The organism is Marinovum algicola (assembly GCF_900109145.1).
Taxonomy (GTDB): Bacteria; Pseudomonadota; Alphaproteobacteria; order Rhodobacterales; family Rhodobacteraceae; genus Marinovum; species Marinovum algicola.
This window is the reverse complement of sequence record NZ_FNYY01000006.1, coordinates 186,257-205,880: the sequence shown is the minus strand read 5'-3', so window position 1 is coordinate 205,880 and position 19,624 is coordinate 186,257. Positions and strand designations below refer to the sequence as shown.

15 protein-coding genes are annotated in these 19,624 nt (G+C 67.1%); 6 read left to right on the top strand and 9 right to left on the bottom strand.

The genetic code is table 11. The features are described from left to right. Positions 1 to 8: 8 nt before the first annotated feature. The 4 genes from BMW90_RS11015 to BMW90_RS11000 are packed head-to-tail and all read right to left on the bottom strand — an operon-like array spanning position 9 to position 3,698. Positions 9 to 1,442: an aldehyde dehydrogenase family protein gene (locus BMW90_RS11015; protein ID WP_074836586.1), complete on the bottom strand. Its 1,434-nt coding sequence runs from the start codon at positions 1,440 to 1,442 to the stop codon at positions 9 to 11. Beyond that, on the bottom strand, positions 1,439 to 2,245 hold the full coding sequence (locus tag BMW90_RS11010) for an HpcH/HpaI aldolase family protein (RefSeq protein ID WP_074836585.1): 807 nt from the start codon (positions 2,243 to 2,245) through the stop codon (positions 1,439 to 1,441). Before BMW90_RS11010 ends, BMW90_RS11015 begins: the two co-directional genes overlap by 4 nt. Beyond that, a complete protein-coding gene (locus BMW90_RS11005) occupies positions 2,242 to 2,535 on the bottom strand; it encodes a UxaA family hydrolase (RefSeq protein WP_074836584.1) in 294 nt (97 codons plus the stop codon). Before BMW90_RS11005 ends, BMW90_RS11010 begins: the two co-directional genes overlap by 4 nt. Then, on the bottom strand, positions 2,532 to 3,698 hold the full coding sequence (locus BMW90_RS11000) for a UxaA family hydrolase (protein ID WP_074836583.1): 1,167 nt from the start codon (positions 3,696 to 3,698) through the stop codon (positions 2,532 to 2,534). The genes BMW90_RS11005 and BMW90_RS11000 overlap by 4 nt, the downstream gene beginning before the upstream one ends. Positions 3,699 to 4,046: 348 nt before the next feature. On the opposite strand from BMW90_RS11000, the gene BMW90_RS10995 reads away from it, so the two are divergent. Further along, positions 4,047 to 4,748: a GntR family transcriptional regulator gene (locus BMW90_RS10995; protein ID WP_139211321.1), complete on the top strand. Its 702-nt coding sequence runs from the start codon at positions 4,047 to 4,049 to the stop codon at positions 4,746 to 4,748. 40 nt (positions 4,749 to 4,788) lie between these two features. Here BMW90_RS10995 and uxuA read toward each other — a convergent pair whose 3' ends face one another. The 4 genes from uxuA to BMW90_RS10975 are packed head-to-tail and all read right to left on the bottom strand — an operon-like array spanning position 4,789 to position 9,477. After that, positions 4,789 to 5,955, bottom strand: coding sequence for a mannonate dehydratase (gene uxuA, locus BMW90_RS10990; protein WP_074836581.1), 1,167 nt, complete (start codon positions 5,953 to 5,955; stop codon positions 4,789 to 4,791). Between the two features lie 24 nt (positions 5,956 to 5,979). Further along, a complete protein-coding gene (locus BMW90_RS10985; protein WP_048528956.1) occupies positions 5,980 to 6,711 on the bottom strand; it encodes an FCD domain-containing protein in 732 nt (243 codons plus the stop codon). After that, a complete protein-coding gene (locus tag BMW90_RS10980) occupies positions 6,711 to 8,492 on the bottom strand; it encodes a glycoside hydrolase family 2 protein (RefSeq protein ID WP_074836580.1) in 1,782 nt (593 codons plus the stop codon). The genes BMW90_RS10985 and BMW90_RS10980 overlap by 1 nt, the downstream gene beginning before the upstream one ends. Positions 8,493 to 8,499: 7 nt before the next feature. Next, the gene (locus tag BMW90_RS10975) at positions 8,500 to 9,477 is read right to left on the bottom strand and encodes a TRAP transporter substrate-binding protein (protein WP_074836579.1); all 978 of its coding nucleotides are present in this window, start codon (positions 9,475 to 9,477) and stop codon (positions 8,500 to 8,502) included. A gap of 217 nt (positions 9,478 to 9,694) precedes the next feature. Here BMW90_RS10975 and BMW90_RS10970 point away from each other — a divergent pair, with 217 nt between their 5' ends. The 5 genes from BMW90_RS10970 to uxaC are packed head-to-tail and all read left to right on the top strand — an operon-like array spanning position 9,695 to position 16,661. Continuing rightward, positions 9,695 to 10,198 carry a TRAP transporter small permease gene (locus BMW90_RS10970; protein WP_048528952.1) on the top strand — a complete coding sequence of 168 codons (504 nt, stop codon included), beginning with the start codon at positions 9,695 to 9,697 and terminating at the stop codon, positions 10,196 to 10,198. 10 nt (positions 10,199 to 10,208) lie between these two features. Next, positions 10,209 to 11,513 (top strand): TRAP transporter large permease, encoded by a 1,305-nt coding sequence (locus BMW90_RS10965; RefSeq protein WP_170850537.1) that lies wholly within the window; start codon positions 10,209 to 10,211, stop codon positions 11,511 to 11,513. Continuing rightward, positions 11,510 to 13,873, top strand: coding sequence for a TIM-barrel domain-containing protein (locus BMW90_RS10960; protein WP_074836578.1), 2,364 nt, complete (start codon positions 11,510 to 11,512; stop codon positions 13,871 to 13,873). Before BMW90_RS10965 ends, BMW90_RS10960 begins: the two co-directional genes overlap by 4 nt. Then, positions 13,870 to 15,273, top strand: a complete 1,404-nt coding sequence (locus BMW90_RS10955) for a mannitol dehydrogenase family protein (RefSeq protein ID WP_074836577.1) — start codon at positions 13,870 to 13,872, stop codon at positions 15,271 to 15,273. The genes BMW90_RS10960 and BMW90_RS10955 overlap by 4 nt, the downstream gene beginning before the upstream one ends. Continuing rightward, the gene (uxaC, locus tag BMW90_RS10950) at positions 15,270 to 16,661 is read left to right on the top strand and encodes a glucuronate isomerase (protein WP_048528947.1); all 1,392 of its coding nucleotides are present in this window, start codon (positions 15,270 to 15,272) and stop codon (positions 16,659 to 16,661) included. Before BMW90_RS10955 ends, uxaC begins: the two co-directional genes overlap by 4 nt. An 18-nt stretch (positions 16,662 to 16,679) precedes the next feature. Here uxaC and BMW90_RS10945 read toward each other — a convergent pair whose 3' ends face one another. Continuing rightward, on the bottom strand, positions 16,680 to 19,607 hold the full coding sequence (locus BMW90_RS10945; RefSeq protein ID WP_074836576.1) for a calcium-binding protein: 2,928 nt from the start codon (positions 19,605 to 19,607) through the stop codon (positions 16,680 to 16,682). Positions 19,608 to 19,624: the final 17 nt, after the last annotated feature.

Sequence of the window (19,624 nt, the reverse complement as noted above, 5' to 3'; positions counted from 1 at the left end):
AATCTCCTTCAGCCGGCCTGATAGGCGGCGTGTTCGGTCGTGTAGAAATCGAGGGTGGAGGGGCCGACCGAGCCGGTGCCGAGGCCGGATGCGCGGATGCCGACAAAGGGCATGTTGTCATCCGGCGCGGTGCCGTGGTTGACGTGGATCATGCCCGATTGCAGCTCATTCATCGCGCGCCGGGCAAAATCGAGCCGGTCGGTGAAGATCGCGCCGGTCAGCCCGTAGGCGGTGGCATTGGCAAGGCGCAGCGCCGCATCGTCGCCGTCATAGCGCGACAGCGTCAGCACCGGGCCAAAGATTTCGTCCTGCACCGCCGGGTTGGCGGGATCGTCGCTGGCCAGCAGCGTCGGCTCGAAAAACAGCCCCTCGGGCGCGCTGTCCGGCGCCAGCCGCCGCCCGCCAGTGAGCACCGTCGCGCCTTCGAGCTCGGCGGCACGGACAAGATGCGTGATCCGGTCAAGCTGCGCCTGCGTGGTGATCGGCCCCAGCGTCGTTTTGGCATCGCGTCCCGGCCCCGCGATCAGCCCCTGCATCCGCGCGATCAGCCCGTGGCGCACCGCGTCATAGACCTCGGTCTGGGCGATCACCCGGCTGATCGCGGTGCAACGCTGGCCCGAACATTGAAAGGCCGCGCCGATGATTGCATCGAGCGCGGGTTCCAGATCGGCCACCCGGTCGACGATGACCGCATTCTTGCCGCCCAGCTCGAGAGAAACTGGCACCAAATTGCCGCCGGCGACCGCGCCGATCTTGCGCCCGGTGGCAACCGAGCCGGTGAAGGAGATCGCGTCGACCTGTGCCGCGACAAGCCCCGACGCCACCTCGCCGGCGCCATTGACCAGGCAGAGCGCGCCCTGCGGCAAGAGGCCCTCGGCCGCGCGCACCAGCCGCATTGCCGCCGCCGGGGTGTATTCCGAGGGTTTCAGCACCACAGCATTGCCTGCGGCCAGCGCCGGCACCAGCTTGCGCAGCGGGGTCAGCACCGGGAAATTCCATGGCGTGATCGCCAGCACCACGCCACGCGGGCGGCGCAGGATGGTGTTGCTCCAGCCCGGCGCGCGCCCGGGCAGCGTCTGGCCGCCATGGCTGCGGGCAAATCCCAGCATCTGCCGCGCCTCGCGCAGCGATTTGCCGATCTCGGCCGTCGCTTCGGCCAGGGGCTTGCCCTGTTCATCGGTCATCTCGCCGGCCAGCGCCGGGGTTTCGGCCTCGATCCGCGACAGCCAGTCGCCCAGCAGATCGCAACGCTGGTTGACGGTCAGCGCCGACCATGCGGCAAAGCCCTTGCCCGCAATCTCGAGCACTTGCGTCACATCCCCGGGCGAGGCAAAGGCGTAGCGGCCGACCACCAGCCCCAGCGCCGGGTCGCGGGTCTCGAAATCCGCCGTGCCCGACCAATTGGCCGGCGCCGGCAGGACGGGCGGCTTTACCGACGTCATGCCGCCCCTCCCGCCGCCTTGAGCCCGGCGACCAGCGCCTGTGCCCCGCCGCGCAACATCGTCTGATCCGAGCCACCCGGCACCACCTGCGCCCCGCGTTGCACCAGCGCCTCGAGCGCCAGGCCGGGAGCGGGCAGCGCGCCAAACACCTTGCCTGCGGCCAGGGTGCTGTCGAAGACCTTGTCAAAGGCCTCGCGGAATGCCGGCGCCTCGAACTGGCGGAACAGCCCCATGGTGGCTGAGAGATCGTTCGGCCCGACAAAGAGGCCATCGAGCCGGGACAGCGCGAGGATCGCATCGAGGTTGGCCACCGCCTCGGGCGATTCAATCTGCATCAGCACCGTCAGGGCGTCATTGGCATGGGTGTAATAGCTGTCGGCCGCATACCCCCAATCGGCGGCCTGGATCGCGCCGACTGCCACGCCGCGCCGCCCCGCGCCGGGAAACAGCGCCGCCTCCAGCACCCGCGCCGCCATTTCGGCATTGTCGACCTGCGGCACCAGAAGGCAGTTCGCCCCGGCATCGAGACAGCGCTTGACGCTGCTGGTGTCGTGATCTGGCAGCCGCACCATGACCGCTGTGTCGAAGCCGGCCAGCGCCTGCACCTGTGCCGCCAGACCATCGATCCCGCCGCGCCCGTGCTCGAGATCGACCAGCAGGTAATCCAGCCCGGCTCGCGCCATGAGACAGGCGACCTCGGGCGAGCCAAGCGTCGACCATGCGCCGGAAACGGCCCGGCCCTCGGCCAGCTTCTGCTTGAAAATACGCCCTTTTTTCAGGGTACGGGGCAATGTGTCTGTCATTTGCTTTCCTTCGAAATCGTGGCATGGGCGCTGACGAGGTTGTGGGTGTGCACATGTGCCCCCGCCGCGATGTCGGCCGTGGCCCGGCCGATGGGCCAGCCGCCGCGCCAGACGGTTTCGCCGGCGCGGATCGGGCGCAGGGCAATCTTGTGAAACACTGAAATCGCGTCTTGGGCCGTCACCGCGCCGGTTGCCGCACCTTGCAGCGAGGTCTCGGCCCCGGCCGCGACATCGGCGAGCAGATAGGCGACCATGTCATCGGCGCCGACCGTATGGGCAACCGGGGTCATATCGCTTCTCCGAACCGGCTGATGGCCTCGCCGCCCTCGCCCATGATCTCGCCATAGGTGAGCTGGCCGGCGGCAGTGGCGGCGATTTCTTCGATCAGCCGGTCGGCCATGTCGTCCATTGTTCGCCCGGCGAGCAGGCCCGAAGCGTCAAAGTCGATCTGGCGGCCCAGCGCCCCGGCGGTTGCGGCATTGGCGCTCAGCTTCAGGGTCGGCGCCAGCGCGCTGCAATAGCTGTTGCCGAGCCCGGTGGTGAACAGGATCATCTGCGCCCCGGCGGCGACAAATCCGGTCAGCGACTCGGGCGAATAGCTCGGGGCGTCCATGAAATGCAGCCCCGGGGTGGCGGGCGTCTCGGCATAGGCCAGCAGCGACCGGATCGGCCGCGTGCCGGCCTTTTGCACCGCGCCGCTGGCCTTTTCCTCGATGGTGCTCAGCCCGGCCTTGATATTGGCGGCATTGGGATTGGTGCCGAGCAGGTCGAGCCCGGCGGCATGCGCCAGATCGAGGCGCCGTCGCACCGCCTGTTTCAGCGCGCGGCCGAGTTCGGGCGTCGCCGCGCGACGCGCCAGCTCCTCTTCGGTGCCGAGCCATTCGATGCTTTCGCCCAGCATCACGCTGCCGCCGGCATCGACCAGCCAATCGGCCACCCGGCCGAGCAGCGGATTGGCCGCCAGCCCGGAAGACGGGTCGGACAGGCCGCATTCGAAGGCCAGCAACAGATCGATGAGCGGGCAGTCCTGCGGCTGCTGCGCCGACAGGCGCCGCAACAGCCCCGCGCCGAGGGCCAGGCCGCGCTGGCTCAGCAGATGCGCGTCATGTCCGACCTCGTCGAGGCCCAGCGCCGCATACGGCCGCCCGTCGCGGTCCAGCACCGCGATCAACTGGTCAAGCCGGGTGCGGTCGGCGCCGATCAGAAGCACCGCGCCGCAATTGGGATGCACCGCCAGACCTGACAGCGCGGCAAGGTGAAGCTCGGCGTCCCGGCCGACCATACCCATGCCGAACATCGTTCCGGCAAAGACCGTGCCCGGCAACGCCCCTGCAATCCGCCGCGCCGCCGCATCGGTCAGCCCGGTGGCGTTCAGAACCAGCAGGTGATTGCGGATCCCCGGCCGGCCGCTGGGGCGCGGATAGCCCCGGAATGTCTCGGGCCCCCGCACCATCAGGGGGCCACCATCCTGGCGGCGGTGCGGGCGGCTCTCGGGGCCGGAACGACGGTGCGCGACATGCGGGTCTCCAAGCTGGGTTGCTGCGCTCCTTATTGGGCGCTTAACTGAGATCTTACAAAAGATTTGACAGAGTCGACTGGCCGAGTCAATGCTGATCTCACCGCCATGAAAGGACCGAGGCCGCATGACCGCCCCCACTCTCCCCGCCGACCGGCCGCCAGGTGCGCAGGTTGAAAAGACCGGGGGCTTGGGCGTAATGAGGGGGCGGGCGGCCGGCGATAATCACCCGGGCCCCTGCCGTCCCTCGCCTTGCCCGACCGCCCCATTTTCAGGAGATCACCTGTGCCCAGTGACGTGAACGACCCGACTGTGGAAGAGGCCGCGCAATCCTCCCAGGTCCAGCGCTCGGGCGCCTATGAGCGGTTTGTGAAATGCCTGATGCAGGGCACGTTCAAACCCGGCCGGCTGGTCACCCAGCGCGAGATCTGCGATGCCACCGGCTCGACCATCACGGCGGTGCGCGAGGCGCTGAAGCGGCTCGAGGGCGAGGGGATTGTCGAGCTGATTGCCAAGAAAGGCGTCGTTCTGCGCGAGATCGACGCCACCGAGGTGCGCGAGATCTATCAGTTGCGCAAACTGGTCGAGATGCCGGCGGTGCGCGCATACGCAAGCGACCACGACCCCCAGGAAGTCGACGCATTGCGCCGCAGAACGCTGGAGATCATGGAAGCCTCGACCGAGACCGCCGAACAGCGCCAGGCGCTGGTCCGCCGGCGCACCAAGCTCGACTGGGATCTGCACCAGACCTTTCTAGGGGCCCTGGGCAGCAGCCTGATCGACGAGATATTCAGAAACCTTGAAACCAAGCAGATGCTGGTGCGGCTGCAATTGCCGCCGCGCTATCTCAGCCACGGCGAGGCCTTTGCCGAACACCTCGAGATCCTGCATGCGATCCGCGACAAGGACGCCGACCGGGCCGCGCGGCTGCTCGAAGAGCATCTCAACACCGCGCAGCAAAGATTTCTGGACGCCATCGAATATTGACGGCCCGGCGGGGCCGGGGCCTGCCGCCGGCCGGGGTGCGTCAGGCGCGGCCGGTCGCGGCCAGGGCCGCGGCGGCACCGCGCAGCTCGGCCAGGCCGCGCAGCCGGCCGATATAGGGGTAGCCGGCGCGCATGCCGCGTGACTGATCCCAGCCGATCATATGGCCGTGGTCCGGGCGCATCGGCACGTGCCGGCCGCTGTCGGCCTCGAGACGCAGCGCCCGCCGCACGATTTCGACCAGACCGGCATCGCCGGCCAGATGCGCGGCCTCGTGAAAGCTGACGCCATCGGCCTCGCGCTCGGTCGAACGCAGGTGCAGGAAGTGGATGCGGTCGCGGAACCGATCGAACATCGCCGGCAGATCGTTGTCGGCGCGCACGCCCAGCGAACCGGTGCAGAAGGTCAGCCCGTTTTCCGCCACCGGCGCGTGATCGAGGATCGCCGCCAGGTCCTCGGCGCAGGAGACCACCCGCGGCAGGCCGAACAGCGCGAAGGGCGGATCGTCGGGATGGATGGCCAGCTTGACGCCGGCCTCGCGCGCCACCGGCAGCACCCGGTCGAGAAAGGCCAGCAGGTTGGCGCGCAGCCGCGCGGCATCGATCTCGCGGTAATCGGCGATGCGATTGCGGAAGCCGTCGAGCGTCCAGCTTTCCTCGGCCCCCGGCAGCCCGGCGATGATCGTCTCGGTCAGCCGCTGACAGGCGGCCCCGTCCATGCCGTCATAGCGCGTTTCGGCCTCGTCGGCGATGTCCGCGCGGTGGTCGGCGCGGGCGCCGTCGCGCTTGAGCAGGAAGATGTCGAAGATCGCCGCATCCACCGCGTCATACCGCAGGCATTGCGCGCCATCGGCCAGCGCATGGTCGAGCGCGGTGCGGGTCCAGTCCAGCACCGGCATGAAATTGTAGCAGACCGTGGTGATGCCTTCGGCGGCGACGGCGCGCAGGCTCTCGGCCCAGACGTCGGCCATGGCTTCCCAGCCCGGCGCGCCGGTCTTGATGCTCTCGTGGACCGGAATGCTCTCGACCACGACCCATTCCAGGCCGGCATCGCGGATCATCTCTTGCCGGGTCGCAATATCCTCGCGGCGCCAGGGGGTGTCGGCCGGCACGCCGTGCAGGGCGGTGACAATGCCGGTGGCGCCCGCCTGGCGGACATCGGATAGGGTCACGGGATCATCGGGGCCAAACCAGCGCCAGGATTCGATCATAGAGGCCTCTCGGGGGCTTTGGGGTTATCCGGTCTGGGCGACCGGCTCGAAAAGATAGCCGTCGAACGAGGGATCCTCGACGTCCGACAGCGCCATCAGCGTTTCGCGGACATTGCCGAGATGCTGACACATGGCGGCGCGCGCCTGTTCCGGGTTGCGGGCCTGAAGCGCGGCGAGGATAGCCTCGTGATCGTCCAGCCAGGCGCGGCGATATTCGGTCTCGAAGATGCGATCGTGCAGCCGCGCCCACATCGGGCTCTGCTCGCGCTTGCGCCAGAGCTCCTCGACCACGTCGACCAGCACCGAATTCTGCGTCGCCTCGGCGATCAGCCGGTGGAATTCGCGGTCGCCGTCATAGCCGGGATCGCCGTCGGCCATGTCGGCACGTTCACGGGCCAGCGCCTCGCGCAGCCGCAGGATGTCGTTCTTGGTGACCATGCGGGCGGCAAAGCCGGCGACCTCGGATTCGATGAGCTGCCGCGCCTGCAACAGCTCGAACGGGCCGATATCGTCGCGCACCTGTGCCCCGGTGCCCAGTGGCGTGTCGGAGATGTAGATCCCCGAGCCCTTGCGCACCTCGACCACGCCCTCGATCTCGAGCAGGATCAGCGCCTCGCGCACCAGCGAGCGCGACACGCCAAGCCGGTCCGACAGCCCGCGTTCCGGCGGCAACCGGTCGCCGGCGGCCAGCGCCTCGCTGCGGATGATGTCCTGTATGTCCCGCGCCACATCCCGATATTGCCTGCGTTCGCCCATCACTCCTCCTTCGATGCCCGCTCCGCGTAATGCGCCGCCAGAAGGCCGAAGGCCGGCTTTCTGGTCTGCTTGTCGGCGGCGATCAGACCCTTGCGGTTCCAACCACGCTGAAAGACATTCTGACGCCGTTCGACACGGAAATCATAGAGGATCCAGGGCGAAATTCCCTTGATGTAATCAAGATCCGACAGTGTCGCGATCTGTTTTTCATAGACTTCAGACTGATAGGCGGTGGAAAACAGCCCGCGCTCGGGCCCTTTCTCATGGTCGCCATCGGCTCCGGTTTCCGAAATCACCACCGGCCGGTCGGGGGCGGAATTGCGGCCGATGATCGCCAGTTCGTCGAAGTTTTCGTCATACCAGCCGTAATATTCGTTGATCCCGATGATATCGAGCGCGCCGGCCAGACGGTCCTCGATCTTGAGCTTGGCGTGGTTGATCAGGCAGGCGGCGGCGATCAGCCGGGTCGGATCTTCGGCCCGGGCGGTCGCGGCCAGACCCTGCATGAAGTCGAGCCGGGCATCGGTGTCGGGGTTCTCGTTGCCGATCGACCAGATGATCACGCTGGCGCGGTTGCGGTCGCGGCGCACCAGTTCGGTGAGCTGGTTGGTGGCATCGCGGCGGGTGGCCGGATTGGCGAAATCGATCGCCCAGTAGACCGGGATTTCCTCCCAGAGCAGCAGGCCCAGCTCGTCGGCGATCTCTGCGGCGCGTTCGTGATGCGGGTAATGCGCCAGCCGCAGGAAGTTGCAGCCCAGTTCGCGGGCATGTTCGAAGCGGCGGCGGATGTCGGCCTCGCTGGTGACCTTGCCGGATTGTTCGTCGTCCTCATGCACGGAAATGCCGCGCAGGAACAGCGGTTTGCCGTTCAGGAAAATCTCGGTTCCGCGCCGTTCGACAGTGCGGAAACCGACCCGGTCGGTCACCACATCGCCGCCGGCGGCGCAGGTCACGTCATAGAGCTTCGGGCTGTCGGGCGACCAGAGCGCGGGCTGCGCCTCCAGCGTCACCTCGCCACGACCCTCGGTCAGCGGAATGTCGGTTTTGACGCCCAGTTCGGGGATCTCCAGCCGCGCGCTCTCGGCCGGGCCATCAGCAACGACCAAGGCTTTTACCGCGCCGCCCTCGAGTCGCAGGAACAGCTCGCGGATCACCGTCGCCGGCGTCTCGAAAAGCGTCACCTCGCGGTAGACGCCGCCATAGTTGAACCAGTCGGTGTTGCGCATCGGCACCCGGTCGCGGGTGCGGGTATTGTTGACGCAGAGCATGATCCAGTTTTCGCCCGGCTCCAGCGCCTCGGTCAGCTCGACACAGAACGGCGTGGAGCCGCCGTAGTGGTTGCCGAGGAACTGGCCGTTGACGAAGACCTTGCAATCATACTGGGCGGCGCCGATCCGCAGGAAGCGGCGCCGTCCTTCATCCAGGGCGTCGACGGTGACGGGCCGGGTGTACCAGGCCGAGCCTTCGAAGAAATACCATTTCTCCTTCAGCATCTGCCAGTTCGAGGGCACCGGCACCGTCTCGCCGTCATGGGGATCGTAATCCCAGGGCTCGATACGGTCTTCGGGGCGGGCGGGCGTCATGGCGAACCATTTCTGCCGCAGCCCGGTATCCAGGAGATCGACGCAGAAATACCACTCTCCGTCCAGCGACCGGCCCTGCCGGCCGCCGGAGAAGATCAGGGTATCGGCGTTCAGGTTCTGCGTGTTGAAAGGACGGTCGTAGTCCTCGTCATGCAGACACTGAAGCGCGTTCTCGGCGATATCTGACCGTTCGAGCATGGCCGCCTCAGGAGCCGGAAGCCGAGGACTGGATACGCTCGATCAGATCGGCGACCGTCTCGGATTGCGCGGCAACCTCTTCGTACATCGGCTGGACCGCCTCGACGAAGGGCGTCTTGTCGACCTCGTGGACGGTGACGTCCAGCTCGGCCTGGGCCTGTTCGATGGCGGCGTCAGAGGCTTTTTTCCACTCCACGCCGTGGCGCTCCTGCATTTCCGCCGCAGCGGTCATGAAGGCTTCCTGCTCTTCGGCGCTCATGCCGTCCCAGGCGCAGTTCGACATCACCACCACCGAGGGGATGATGGTGTGCTCGTCGAGCGAGAAATGCGACGCCACTTCGCCGTGACGGGCCGACGTCAGTGCCGTGGGGTTGTTCTCGGCGGCGTCGACGACACCCTGTTGCAGCGCGCTGTAGAGCTCGCCCCAGGAGATCGGTGTGGGGTTGCCGCCGAGCAGCTCGACCATGCGGATGGCCGACGGCGAAGGCTGCACGCGCACCTTGACGCCGGTCAGATCGGCCGGCGACAGGATCGGCTTCTGGCCATAGAACGACCGTGCGCCTTCGGTCAGGAAGGCCACGCCGCGAAAGCCGTTGTCGACCGATGCGGCAAGGATGTCCTGGCCGATTTCACCCGAGATCACCTCGTTGAAATGCGCTTCGGAGGCGAAGATATAGGGCAGGTTCATTGCCGAATAGCTTTCCTCGAAGGCTTCGAGCTCGGAGGCGTTGGAGCGGGCCATCTCGAGCGCGCAGTTCTGCACCAGCTCCATCGATTCGCGCTGGGTGCCAAGCTGGGCGTTGGGGAAGATCTGGATCTTGATGCCGCCATCGGTCAGCTCTTCGACGCGATCCGCCATGAACTGCATCGACAGATGCGTCGGATGATCCGGCGGGTTGTTGTGGTTGAGACGGAACGTCTCGGCGCCGGCCGATGTGGCGACCGCGGCAATGGCGGCGGCGGTAAAGGTAGCTGCGACTTTCATGGAAGTCCTCCCGGAAGAATTTCAGCGATTGGCCCCTTATCCTGGTTGACCAATCTGGACGGATGATGCGGTTTATTGCAGGAAGTAGTCAACCCATTTCTGAAATTGGTTGACCACATTTATCGAGGCTGCGAGTATGCGGCACATTCTCAGCCTGAGGAGGAGACGAGATGATCCCCCACGCAAGACCACCCCGCCCAAGCCGGAGGCGCGCTCCATGAAGTCCGCAATCGACAGCCTGTTGCGCTGGGTCATCATCGCGATCTTCACGGTGCTGGTCGCCTGTGTCACCTGGCAGGTGCTGAGCCGCTACGTGCTCGGCACGCCGAGCACTCTGACCGACGAGATCGCGCGCTTTCTCTTCATGTGGCTGGCGCTGATCGGCGGCGCCTATACCTTTGGCGCCCGCCGCCACCTGGCCATCGACCTGCTGACCAGCACGCTCAGCGGCCGCCGCAAGCTGGCTTCCGAGGCGGCGATCCTGCTGGTGGTGGCAAGCTTCGCCGCCGTGGTGATGATCTGGGGCGGCTATTCGCTGGTGTCGCGGACCCTGGCCTCTGGCCAGGTCACCCCGGCGCTGCGCATCTCGATGGGCTGGATCTACGGCGCCATCCCTTTCGCCGGGGCGGTGATTCTCTACTACTGCGCCCTGTTTTTTGCCGAGGTCGCCCGCGGGCGGATGCCTGTGGTCGAGTCCGACTCCGACCTGCCGATCGAATGAGGAAATAGATATGAGCTACGCGATCTGGGTCCTCTTCGGCTCCTTCGTCATCTTCATGGCCATGGGCGTGCCCATTGCCTTTGCCATCGGCTCCGCGGCGACGCTGACCTTCCTGCTGTTCATGGGGGTCGAGCAATCGGTCTTTATCGTCGCCCAGCAGATGGCCTCGGGGCTCGACAGCTTCACGCTGCTGGCCATCCCCTTCTTCATCCTCGCCGGCAACATCATGAACCATGGCGGCATCGCCATGCGGCTGATCAATTTCGCCAAGGTGCTGGCCGGCCGGCTGCCCGGCGCGCTGGCGCATTGCAACGTGCTGGCCAACATGATGTTCGGCTCGATTTCCGGCTCTGCCGTGGCCTCGGCGGCGGCGGTCGGCGGCGTGATGGCGCCGCTGCAAGACCGCGAAGGCTATGACCGCAGCTTCTCGGCAGCGGTCAATATCGCCTCCTGCCCGACCGGCCTGTTGATCCCGCCCTCGGCGACGCTGATCGTCTATTCGCTGATCACCGGCGGCACCTCGATCGCGGCGCTGTTTGTCGCCGGCTACCTGCCCGGCCTGCTGATGGGCCTCGGCATCATGATCGTCGCCGGCATCATCGCCAAGCGGCGCGGCTACCCGGTCTCGCCCCGCCCCTCGCTGAACGAATTCTGGGTGGCGGCGCGCGACGCGGTGCTGCCGCTTGGGCTGATCGTCGTCATCATGGGCGGCATCATCTCGGGCGTCTTCACCGCAACCGAGGCCTCGGCCGCGGCGGTGATCTATGCGCTGGTGCTGGCGCTGGTCTGGTATCGCGAGATTTCGCTGCGCGACCTGCCGCGCATCATCATCGAGAGCGCCGTCACCACCTCGGTGGTGCTGCTGATGATCGGCGCTTCGATCGCGATGAGCCGGGCCATGGCCTTTGGCATGATCCCCAACACTATCTCCGATGTGCTGCTCAATCTGTCCGACAACCCGCTGATGATCCTGCTGGCGATCAACATCACCCTGCTGCTGATCGGCACCTTCATGGACATGACACCGGCGCTTCTGATCTTTACGCCGATCTTCCTGCCGGTGGTGGGCGATCTGGGCATGGATCCGGTGCATTTCGGCATCGTCATGACCTTCAACCTCTGCATCGGCATCTGCACCCCGCCGGTCGGATCGGCGCTGTTTGTCGGCTGTTCGGTCGGCGGCACCTCGATCGCCAAGGTGATCAAACCGCTGCTGCCGCTCTATGCGGTGCTTGTCTCGCTGCTGCTCGTGGTCACCTATGTCCCCGAGATCAGCCTCTTCCTGCCCCGCCTGCTTCTGGGATACGGCCTATGAAAACGCTTCGCGACTGGACCCTTCACACCCGCCACGCCGCCGGGGCCGATCTTTTGGTCGAGGGCCGGCACCTGCTGTCGATCCGGGTGCTGGAGCATGACCTGATCCGGGTGTCGCTGAAGAAGGACGGCACCTGGCGGCTCGACCGGACCTGGTGCGTCGCGCCGGGGGGCGAGATGCCCTGGCAGGGGCGCAGCCGCGACGAGCTCACGGGTTTTGCCTGCCCCGCGGCAAAGATCACCGACGGCGAGACGCTGGTGATCGAGACCGATGTGCTGCGCCTCACGGTCTCGCAGCCGCTGCACCTGGCCTGGGCGGCACGGATCGACGGTGAATGGGTGCCCTTTGTCGAGGAACGCCCCACCGGCGGCACCCTACTCGACACCCGCGATCACCGGCACGAACATTTCCTGCGGCGCTATCCCGAGGACCGGGTTTATGGCCTTGGCGAAAAGACCGGCGATCTGGAACGCAGCGGCCGCCGTTTCGAGATGCGCAATCTCGATGCCATGGGCTATGACGCCGAAAAGACCGATCCGCTCTACAAGCATGTGCCCTTTACGCTGACCCAGACCGAGCGCGCCGGGGCCTGGTCGATCTTTTACGACAACCTGGCCTCCTGCTGGTTCGACATCGGCAACGAGCTCGACAATTACCACCTGCCGTATCGCGCCTACCGGGCCGAGGATGGCGATCTCGATTACTATGTCCGCTGGGCGCCGCAACTGCTCGATCTGGTCAAGGGCCAGACCCGGCTGACCGGCGGCACCGCCTTTCCACCGCGCTGGACGCTGGGCTATTCCGGCTCGACCATGAGCTATACCGACGCGCCCGACGCGCAGGCGCAGCTCGAGGGTTTTCTCGCCCATATTGCCGAGCACGACATTCCCTGCGACAGCTTCCAGATGTCCTCGGGCTACACCTCGATTGGCCCGAAACGCTATGTCTTCAACTGGAATCATGACAAGGTGCCCGACATCGCCGGCATGACCACGCGCTTTGCCGAGGCCGGTGTACACCTGATCGCCAATATCAAGCCCTGCCTGTTGCAGGACCACCCGCGTTATGACGAGGTGGCCGGGGCCGGGCTCTTCATCCGCGACAGCGAGGACCACGACAAACCCGAACGCTCGATCTTCTGGGACGACGAAGGCGCGCACCTCGATTTCACCAACCCGGATGCGGTGGCGTGGTGGCAGGAGGGCGTGACGACGCAACTGCTCGATCATGGCATCGGCTCGACCTGGAACGACAACAACGAATACGAGATCTGGGATCACCACGCCCGCTGCGCCGGCTTTGGCGATCCGGTCGATGTCGGGCTGATCCGGCCGCTGATGCCGATCCTGATGAGCCGCGCCTCGGAAGAGGCGCAGCGCAGACATGCGCCGGGCAAGCGGCCCTACCTGATCTCGCGCTCCGGCGCGCCGGGGCTCCAACGCCATGCCCAGACCTGGTCGGGCGACAATCGCACCGACTGGAAGACCATCCGTTTCAATACCCGCACCGGTCTCGGGATGAGCCTCTCGGGGTTCTACAACATCGGCCATGACGTCGGCGGCTTTTCCGGCCCCAAGCCCGGACCCGAACTCTTTGTCCGCTGGGTGCAGAACGGCATCTTCCATCCGCGCTTCACCATCCATTCCTGGAACGACGACGGCACCGTCAACGAGCCCTGGATGTACCCCGAGGTGCTGCCGCAGATTCGGGCGGCCCTGGCGCTGCGCTACCGGCTGCTGCCCTATCTCTACACCTGCCTGTGGCAGGCGGCGGACGCCGACGAACCGATGCTGCGGCCGCTGTTCCTCGATTTCCCGGAAGATCCGGCCTGCTGGCAGGAGCGTGACGAATTCATGCTCGGCCGCGATCTGCTGGTCGCCAATGTGATGGACGCGGGCGCCGAGACGCGGGTGGTGCAGCTCCCCCGGAACGCCACCGGCTGGTGGGATTTCCACAGCGGCGCCTATCACGCCCCCGGCTCCCGGCTCGAGCTGCCGGTCGACCTGGGCAGCATGCCGCTGTTTGTCCGCGCCGGTGCGGTGTTGCCGGTCTCTGCGGGCGCGATGCGCGCCGATCCCTCCGCCGATCAGGCGCGCGACCTGCTGCTGTTCCCCACCCCGGGCGAGGCCAGCGAGGTATCGCTGTTTTACGAGGACGATGGCATCAGCGAAGCCCCCGAACACAGCCTGCTGAGATTCACCCTTGCGAGCACCGACAGTCATGTCACGCTCGACTGGCAGCAGGCGGGCAGCGCCGCGCCGATCCTGCCGAGCGCGCGGGTGATCCTGCCCGCCGGCGAAACCCGTGGCTTGCGTGCCGGGGGCCGGGACATCGCATCGCATGACGAGGTAGAGCTATGACCGATCTGGAGATCACCCACGAGGCGCCCGCTTATGACCGCGCGGCGCTGAAACCGCGCATCCTGCATCTCGGCTTCGGCGCCTTTGGCCGGGCGCATCCGATGTGGGTGCTCGACCGGGGGCTCGACGCCACGGGCGGCGATTGGGGCGTGGTGGCCGCGCGGCTGCATTCGGGGGCCGAGGCGCTCTCGGCGCTGGACCGGGCCGAGGGCCGCTATCATGTCGCCGCCGCCGATGGCGAAAGCGCCCGGGTGCGCAGGATCGGCTGCGTGATCGCCAGCCTGCATCCGCGCCGCGACGGGCCGGAGGCGCTTCTCGATCTGATCGCCTCGGGCGGGCTCGAGGTGGTGCTGCTGACGGTGACCGAAAAGGGCTATTGCCAGGCCGGCGGCCGGCTGGACACCAGCCGCGACGACATCAAGGCCGACCTTTCCGGGGACAGCGCACCCAGCACCGCCATCGGTGACCTGGCCGAGGGGCTGCGTCGCCGCCGCACCGGCGGCGCTGGGCCAATCACCCTGGTCTCTTGCGACAACATGCCGGGCAATGGCGATATCCTGCGCCAGGTGGTGCTGGACTACGCCGCAGAGATCGACGCCGAACTGCCCGGCTGGATCGAGGCCAATGCCGCCTTCCCGAACTCCATGGTCGACCGCATCACCCCGGCGCTGGATGACGCGGGTCGGGCGCTGATCGAACAGGCGGCGGGCGGCGAGGACGCCAACGGCATCGTCACCGAGCCGTTCCTGCAATGGGTGCTCGAGGATCATTTCGCCGGCGCCCGCCCGCCCTTTGCCGAAGGCGGGGCCGAGCTGGTGGAGGATGTCACGCCCTACGAGGAAATGAAGCTGCGCATGCTGAATGGCGCGCATAGTTTCCTCGCCCACGCCGGGCGGCTGGCGGGCCATGAGACCGTGGCAGAGGCCACCGGCGACGCGGTGCTGCGACAGGCGGCGCTGAAACTGATGCTCGACGAACAGGCCGCGACGCTCGACATGCCCGAGGGCGTCGATCTGCCCGGCTATGCCGAGGCGCTGATCGCGCGGTTCGCCAACACGCGGCTGCGCCACCGGCTCGACCAGATCGCCCAGGACACCAGCCAGAAGATGCCGCAGCGGCTGTTCGCACCGGCCAGCCGGAACGCCGCCGCCGGGCGGCCCTGGCCGCTCACCGCGCTGGCGATCGCCAGCTGGATCGCCGCGCTGCGCGATCTGCCCCCGGTGGCCGACCCGCGCCAGGACGCCCTGCGCGCCGCTGCTGCCGGCGCCGATCCGGTCGCTGACGTGCTCGGCCTCGATGGGCCGACCGACCTGTCGGAAACATTGACCCCCGCCGTGCAAACTGCGTTTGACGCCATCACCAGCCAGGGCATCATCGGCGCCCTGAAGGAGGCCCTGTGACCCGTTTCCTGAACGACGATTTCCTGCTCGACACCGCCGAGGCGCGGCACCTGTTCCACGAGGTGGCCCGCGACCTGCCGATCATCGACTACCACAACCACCTGCCCCCGGCCGAGATCGCCAAGGACCAGCGCTGGGACGAGCTTGGCACGCTCTGGCTTGGCCATGATCACTACAAATGGCGGCTGATGCGCTGGGCCGGGGTCGAGGAACGGCTGATCACCGGCGACGCCGACCCCCGCGACAAGTTCAATGCCTTCGCCCGCGTCATGCCCAAGCTGGTCGCCAACCCGGTGCACCATTGGTCGCATCTCGAGCTCTGGCGCTACTTCGGGCTCGACGGCACCGTGCTGAGCACCGAGACGGCCGACCGGATCTGGGACGCCGCCAAGGAGCGGCTGGCAGAGCCGGGCTACGGCGCGCAGGGGCTGCTCAGCCAGATGAAGGTCGAACTGGTGGGCACCACCGACGATCCGCTCGACAGTCTCGAACATCACGCCGCGCTCAAGGACGCGCCCTGGCGCGTGGTGCCGACCTTCCGCCCCGATCCTGCGATGAAGATCGACGCGCCGGGCTTTGCCGCCTGGATCGCGCGGCTGGAAGAGCTGACCCACCCGATTGCCAGCTTCGACGACCTGATCGGCGCGCTGGAAAAACGACTCGATCATTTCGTGGCGCATGGCTGCCGCGCCGCCGACCACGGCATCGACCGGCTCGACGCCGGGCCGGAGGTGCCGGCGGCGGTGCTTGACGCGGCGCTGGATGCCGGGCGCACCGGGCGCGCGGTCTCGGGTGAGGATGCCGCCGCCTGGCGGGCGGCGCTGCTGGTGGCGCTGGGCCGGGCCTATGCCAAGCGCGATCTGGTGATGCAGCTGCATGTCAACGCCCTACGCTCCAACCGCACCCGTCTGCGCGAGAGCCTTGGCCCCGACGTCGGCGCCGACAGCCCGCGCGACATCAGCCTGGCCGAGCCGCTCAACACCCTGCTCGACCGGCTCGACCGCGACGGCACGCTGCCGCGCTCCGTGCTCTACGGGCTCGACACCACCCGCAATGCCGCCATTGTCACCACTGCCGGCAACTTCCAGGACGGTTCGATCCCCGGCAAGATCCAGGCCGGCACCGCCTGGTGGTTCAACGACCAGCTCGATGGCATGGAGGACCAGATGCGCACCCTGGCGCAGATGGGGCTGATTTCGACCTTCCTCGGGATGCTGACCGACAGCCGCTCGTTCCTGTCCTTCCCGCGTCACGAATATTTCCGCCGGCTGTTCTGCCGCATCGTCGGCCGCTGGCAGGTCGAGGGCCATGTGCCCGATGATCAGGACGCGATGGACGAATTGGTGCGCGATGTCTGCTATCGCAACGCCCGCGACTGGTTTCTCTAGAAGACTGCGGGTGGCGGCCTATTGCAACAGGTCGGTCGCCACCTCCACATCCTCGAAGCGCAGCACCTCGATATCGCGCAGGTGAACCACACCCTCGCTATGCCAAGCCCGCAGGAGCGGCCCCTGACGGTCGAAACCATAGCTGCCATAGGCCCCCGGCAGCTCGGCCACGTCGCGCCCGGGCCCGCCATGCAGGAAATCGCCCCGCCCGGCGCTTACCAGCACGTCATCCCCGGCCCGCCCGATCAGCACATCCTCTTCGCTGGTGCCCTCCAGCCGGTCGGCCGCCTCGGTGCCCCGCCGCGTCACGCCCTGCAAGAAGGTGCCCGGCGCGCGTTGTTCCCACCAGCCGGGGGCGGTCTGGTTGAAGGCCATCAGCGCATCCCAGCGCGGGGTGCTGTCGTCGAGGTGGCGCAGGTTGCCCCAGCTGCCGAATTTCGACGGCTTGCCGATATCGACAAAGGCATTGAACAGCGTGCCGCCGACATCGCGCCAGGCGACGAGCAGATCGGCATAGAGCGCACCCATCTCGGGCGAATAGTTGAGCCGGTGGAAATAGGCGGTCAGGGTCTCATCCTCCTGCCAGGGGCCGTGACCGAGGATATGGGTGCCGCCCTCGTACATCACCAGCCGCATGTCCTGTTCTGCCGCGACCCGGGCGTGATAGGGCCAGAGCTCCTCGGTCAGCTCTTTCAGCGATCCGGCGCGCAGCCGGTCGATCACCGGCGCAATGGTGCCCTCGAACTGCCGCGCCCGCGCATATTCGCGCAGGGCAACCCGGCGCAGCCCTTCGGCCTCGCCCGCCGCGCGCGCCCGCGCCGCGGCATCGTCGAGCAGCGCCCTGATCTCGTGGCCCTCCTCCTCGCTGCCGATCATATGGCCGAAATAGCCCGAGACCGCATAGGCCTGAAACCGCCCGGCCGGGGCGGCATTGCCCTCCGCCTGCCAGAGCGGCGCGGCAAGCTGCGGCACCTCGAGCCCCGGCCAGCCGATGTGCACCCCGATCACGTTGACCAGCCGCGCGGCAGCTTCGGCGCCGAAAACCCCGGTCCAGATATCCGCCACCTGCGCCGCCCGCATCCCGGCAAACTGCATCCAGCCATCGTCGCCGGCCGCCTCGCCCCAGCGGGCGCGGGCCTGTTCGTCGGCCCAGGCCGCCTGGGGAAAGAACCGGTTCCAGAGCTCGTTGGAATATTCGACATGGGCCTTGAGCCGTGGATCGAGCCCGCTGCGCACCGCCGTGGCATAGGCCCGGAGATAGCCGTCATCGGCCATATGCGGCATGGTGAACCACGGATCGGCGCCCACCAGATTGGCCAGCGCCACCAGATGTTCGACCGGCACGCCGCGATGGAAATAGGAATAATCGCCAATCCGCGCACGGTCCTGCCAGGCCACCTTGGGCGAGCCGTTGGTGAACATCCAGTCCATGAAGCGCAGGGCGCGGAGATCCTTGATGCGGTCGATGAAATCCGGGTTGAACACCACCCCGGCCTCATCCAGCGGCAGATGCGCCTCGCGGATCACGCGGATGTTGCGGATGTAATCGCCGGTGCCGTTCGGATCGGTCGATCTGATCTGGACCGCAACCGTCCCCTCCCCCGGTTCATAAAGAAACCAGAGCGCGCGCGCCTCCTTCTGCTGCACCCGGGCGCGCCCGACGACGGTGACTTCGCCGCTGCCCTCCCATGTCACCCGGTAGCGGCCTTTCAGCGAGACCGCCTCGGGCGGCATATCGGTCAGCAGAAAGGCCTCGACCCGGTCGACACCCGCCGGCATCCGGGTCAGCCAGCCATGCGCATCCAACGCCCCCTGCGCCGCCATATCCTCGGCCGAGACACCGCCCCATTGCCCCGGCAGATGCCCGACCCAGTGCCGCGCGGTCTTCATCACGTCGATGAAGGGCTGTTGTGTGGACCAGTCGGCAATGCCGTTCAGCCCCACGGCCATCGACGGGTTGGCCAGTCCGACACCGGTCGAGGCCGGGGCGAACTGCGGCTGCGGCGCCACTTGCGCCGTGGCCGGCACGTCCTGCGGCGGGGCATCGAGGGCAGCGGCCCGGCGCGGCGCGGCAAATCCCTGCATTTCCTGCCAGATGTAATCCGCCGCGGCGCCATAGCTCTCTGCCAGCACCGGATGCACGTCCTCGGGCAGCTCGAGGACCGGCGGCGGCGCGTTGTAGAGCGCGGCATAGGTGATCATGGCGGCGATCAGATAGGTTGCCGGCGTGCCATGCGGGGCGTTGTCAGTATAGAGATCGGTCGGGCGCAGCTCCTGCAACGGGCCCTCGGTCAAGAGACCGGTCAGGATCGGCCCGACCGGGATCAGCCGCACATCGAGCGCGGGCAGTGCCGCGGCCACGGCGGCGTGATAATCGAGATACCAGTCGTGGTAATCGCCGGTGGTAAAGGCCTGATAGCGGCGATAGGCGCGCCGGGTGGGCGGGAAACGCTCCATCTCGGCCCATCCTTCATAAAGAAAGACCGTCGGCGACAACCCCTGATCGACCACCCAGGCGGCAAGCGCCACAGTGCCGCTGACCGGGCTGCGGCCGTCGCTGTGATCGCCGTCATACGGCTCTGACGGGCCCTTGTACTGGATAAAGTTCTCGGGATTTATCAACAGGGTATCAATCCGCGCATCGCCAAATGCGCGGCCGGGCTCATAGCTGGGCGTGACTCCCGGAAACCCCCATTCCGGCAGCGGCGGCAGCTTGTCGGGGAATTGCCCGCCAAAGGCATATTGCCCGCTGAGCGCCAGCTCGCGCCCCGCTGCCCCGGCCATCCGCGCCAGCCACCAGGGCACCGCGGTGCCCTCCGATGCGGTGGGATGATTGATCAGCGAATTGCCCCAGACATAGGCCCTGACCGAGCGCTCCTCCTGCGCTGGGGCCGCGCCGGCAAATCCGAGCCCCAGACACAGGGCCATCCAGACCGTTCTCAACATGAAACATACCTCCGAAT

Bases quoted from the DNA above. Each gene is read 5' to 3' on its own strand.
- BMW90_RS11015 (WP_074836586.1), bottom strand. From the start codon at position 1,442: ATGACGTCGGTAAAGCCGCCCGTCCTGCCGGCGCCGGCCAATTGGTCG.
- BMW90_RS11010 (WP_074836585.1), bottom strand. From the start codon at position 2,245: ATGACAGACACATTGCCCCGTACCCTGAAAAAAGGGCGTATTTTCAAG.
- BMW90_RS11005 (WP_074836584.1), bottom strand. From the start codon at position 2,535: ATGACCCCGGTTGCCCATACGGTCGGCGCCGATGACATGGTCGCCTAT.
- BMW90_RS11000 (WP_074836583.1), bottom strand. From the start codon at position 3,698: ATGGTGCGGGGGCCCGAGACATTCCGGGGCTATCCGCGCCCCAGCGGC.
- uxuA (WP_074836581.1), bottom strand. From the start codon at position 5,955: ATGATCGAATCCTGGCGCTGGTTTGGCCCCGATGATCCCGTGACCCTA.
- BMW90_RS10985 (WP_048528956.1), bottom strand. From the start codon at position 6,711: ATGGGCGAACGCAGGCAATATCGGGATGTGGCGCGGGACATACAGGAC.
- BMW90_RS10980 (WP_074836580.1), bottom strand. From the start codon at position 8,492: ATGCTCGAACGGTCAGATATCGCCGAGAACGCGCTTCAGTGTCTGCAT.
- BMW90_RS10975 (WP_074836579.1), bottom strand. From the start codon at position 9,477: ATGAAAGTCGCAGCTACCTTTACCGCCGCCGCCATTGCCGCGGTCGCC.
- BMW90_RS10970 (WP_048528952.1), top strand. From the start codon at position 9,695: ATGAAGTCCGCAATCGACAGCCTGTTGCGCTGGGTCATCATCGCGATC.
- BMW90_RS10965 (WP_170850537.1), top strand. From the start codon at position 10,209: ATGAGCTACGCGATCTGGGTCCTCTTCGGCTCCTTCGTCATCTTCATG.
- BMW90_RS10960 (WP_074836578.1), top strand. From the start codon at position 11,510: ATGAAAACGCTTCGCGACTGGACCCTTCACACCCGCCACGCCGCCGGG.
- BMW90_RS10955 (WP_074836577.1), top strand. From the start codon at position 13,870: ATGACCGATCTGGAGATCACCCACGAGGCGCCCGCTTATGACCGCGCG.
- BMW90_RS10945 (WP_074836576.1), bottom strand. From the start codon at position 19,607: ATGTTGAGAACGGTCTGGATGGCCCTGTGTCTGGGGCTCGGATTTGCC.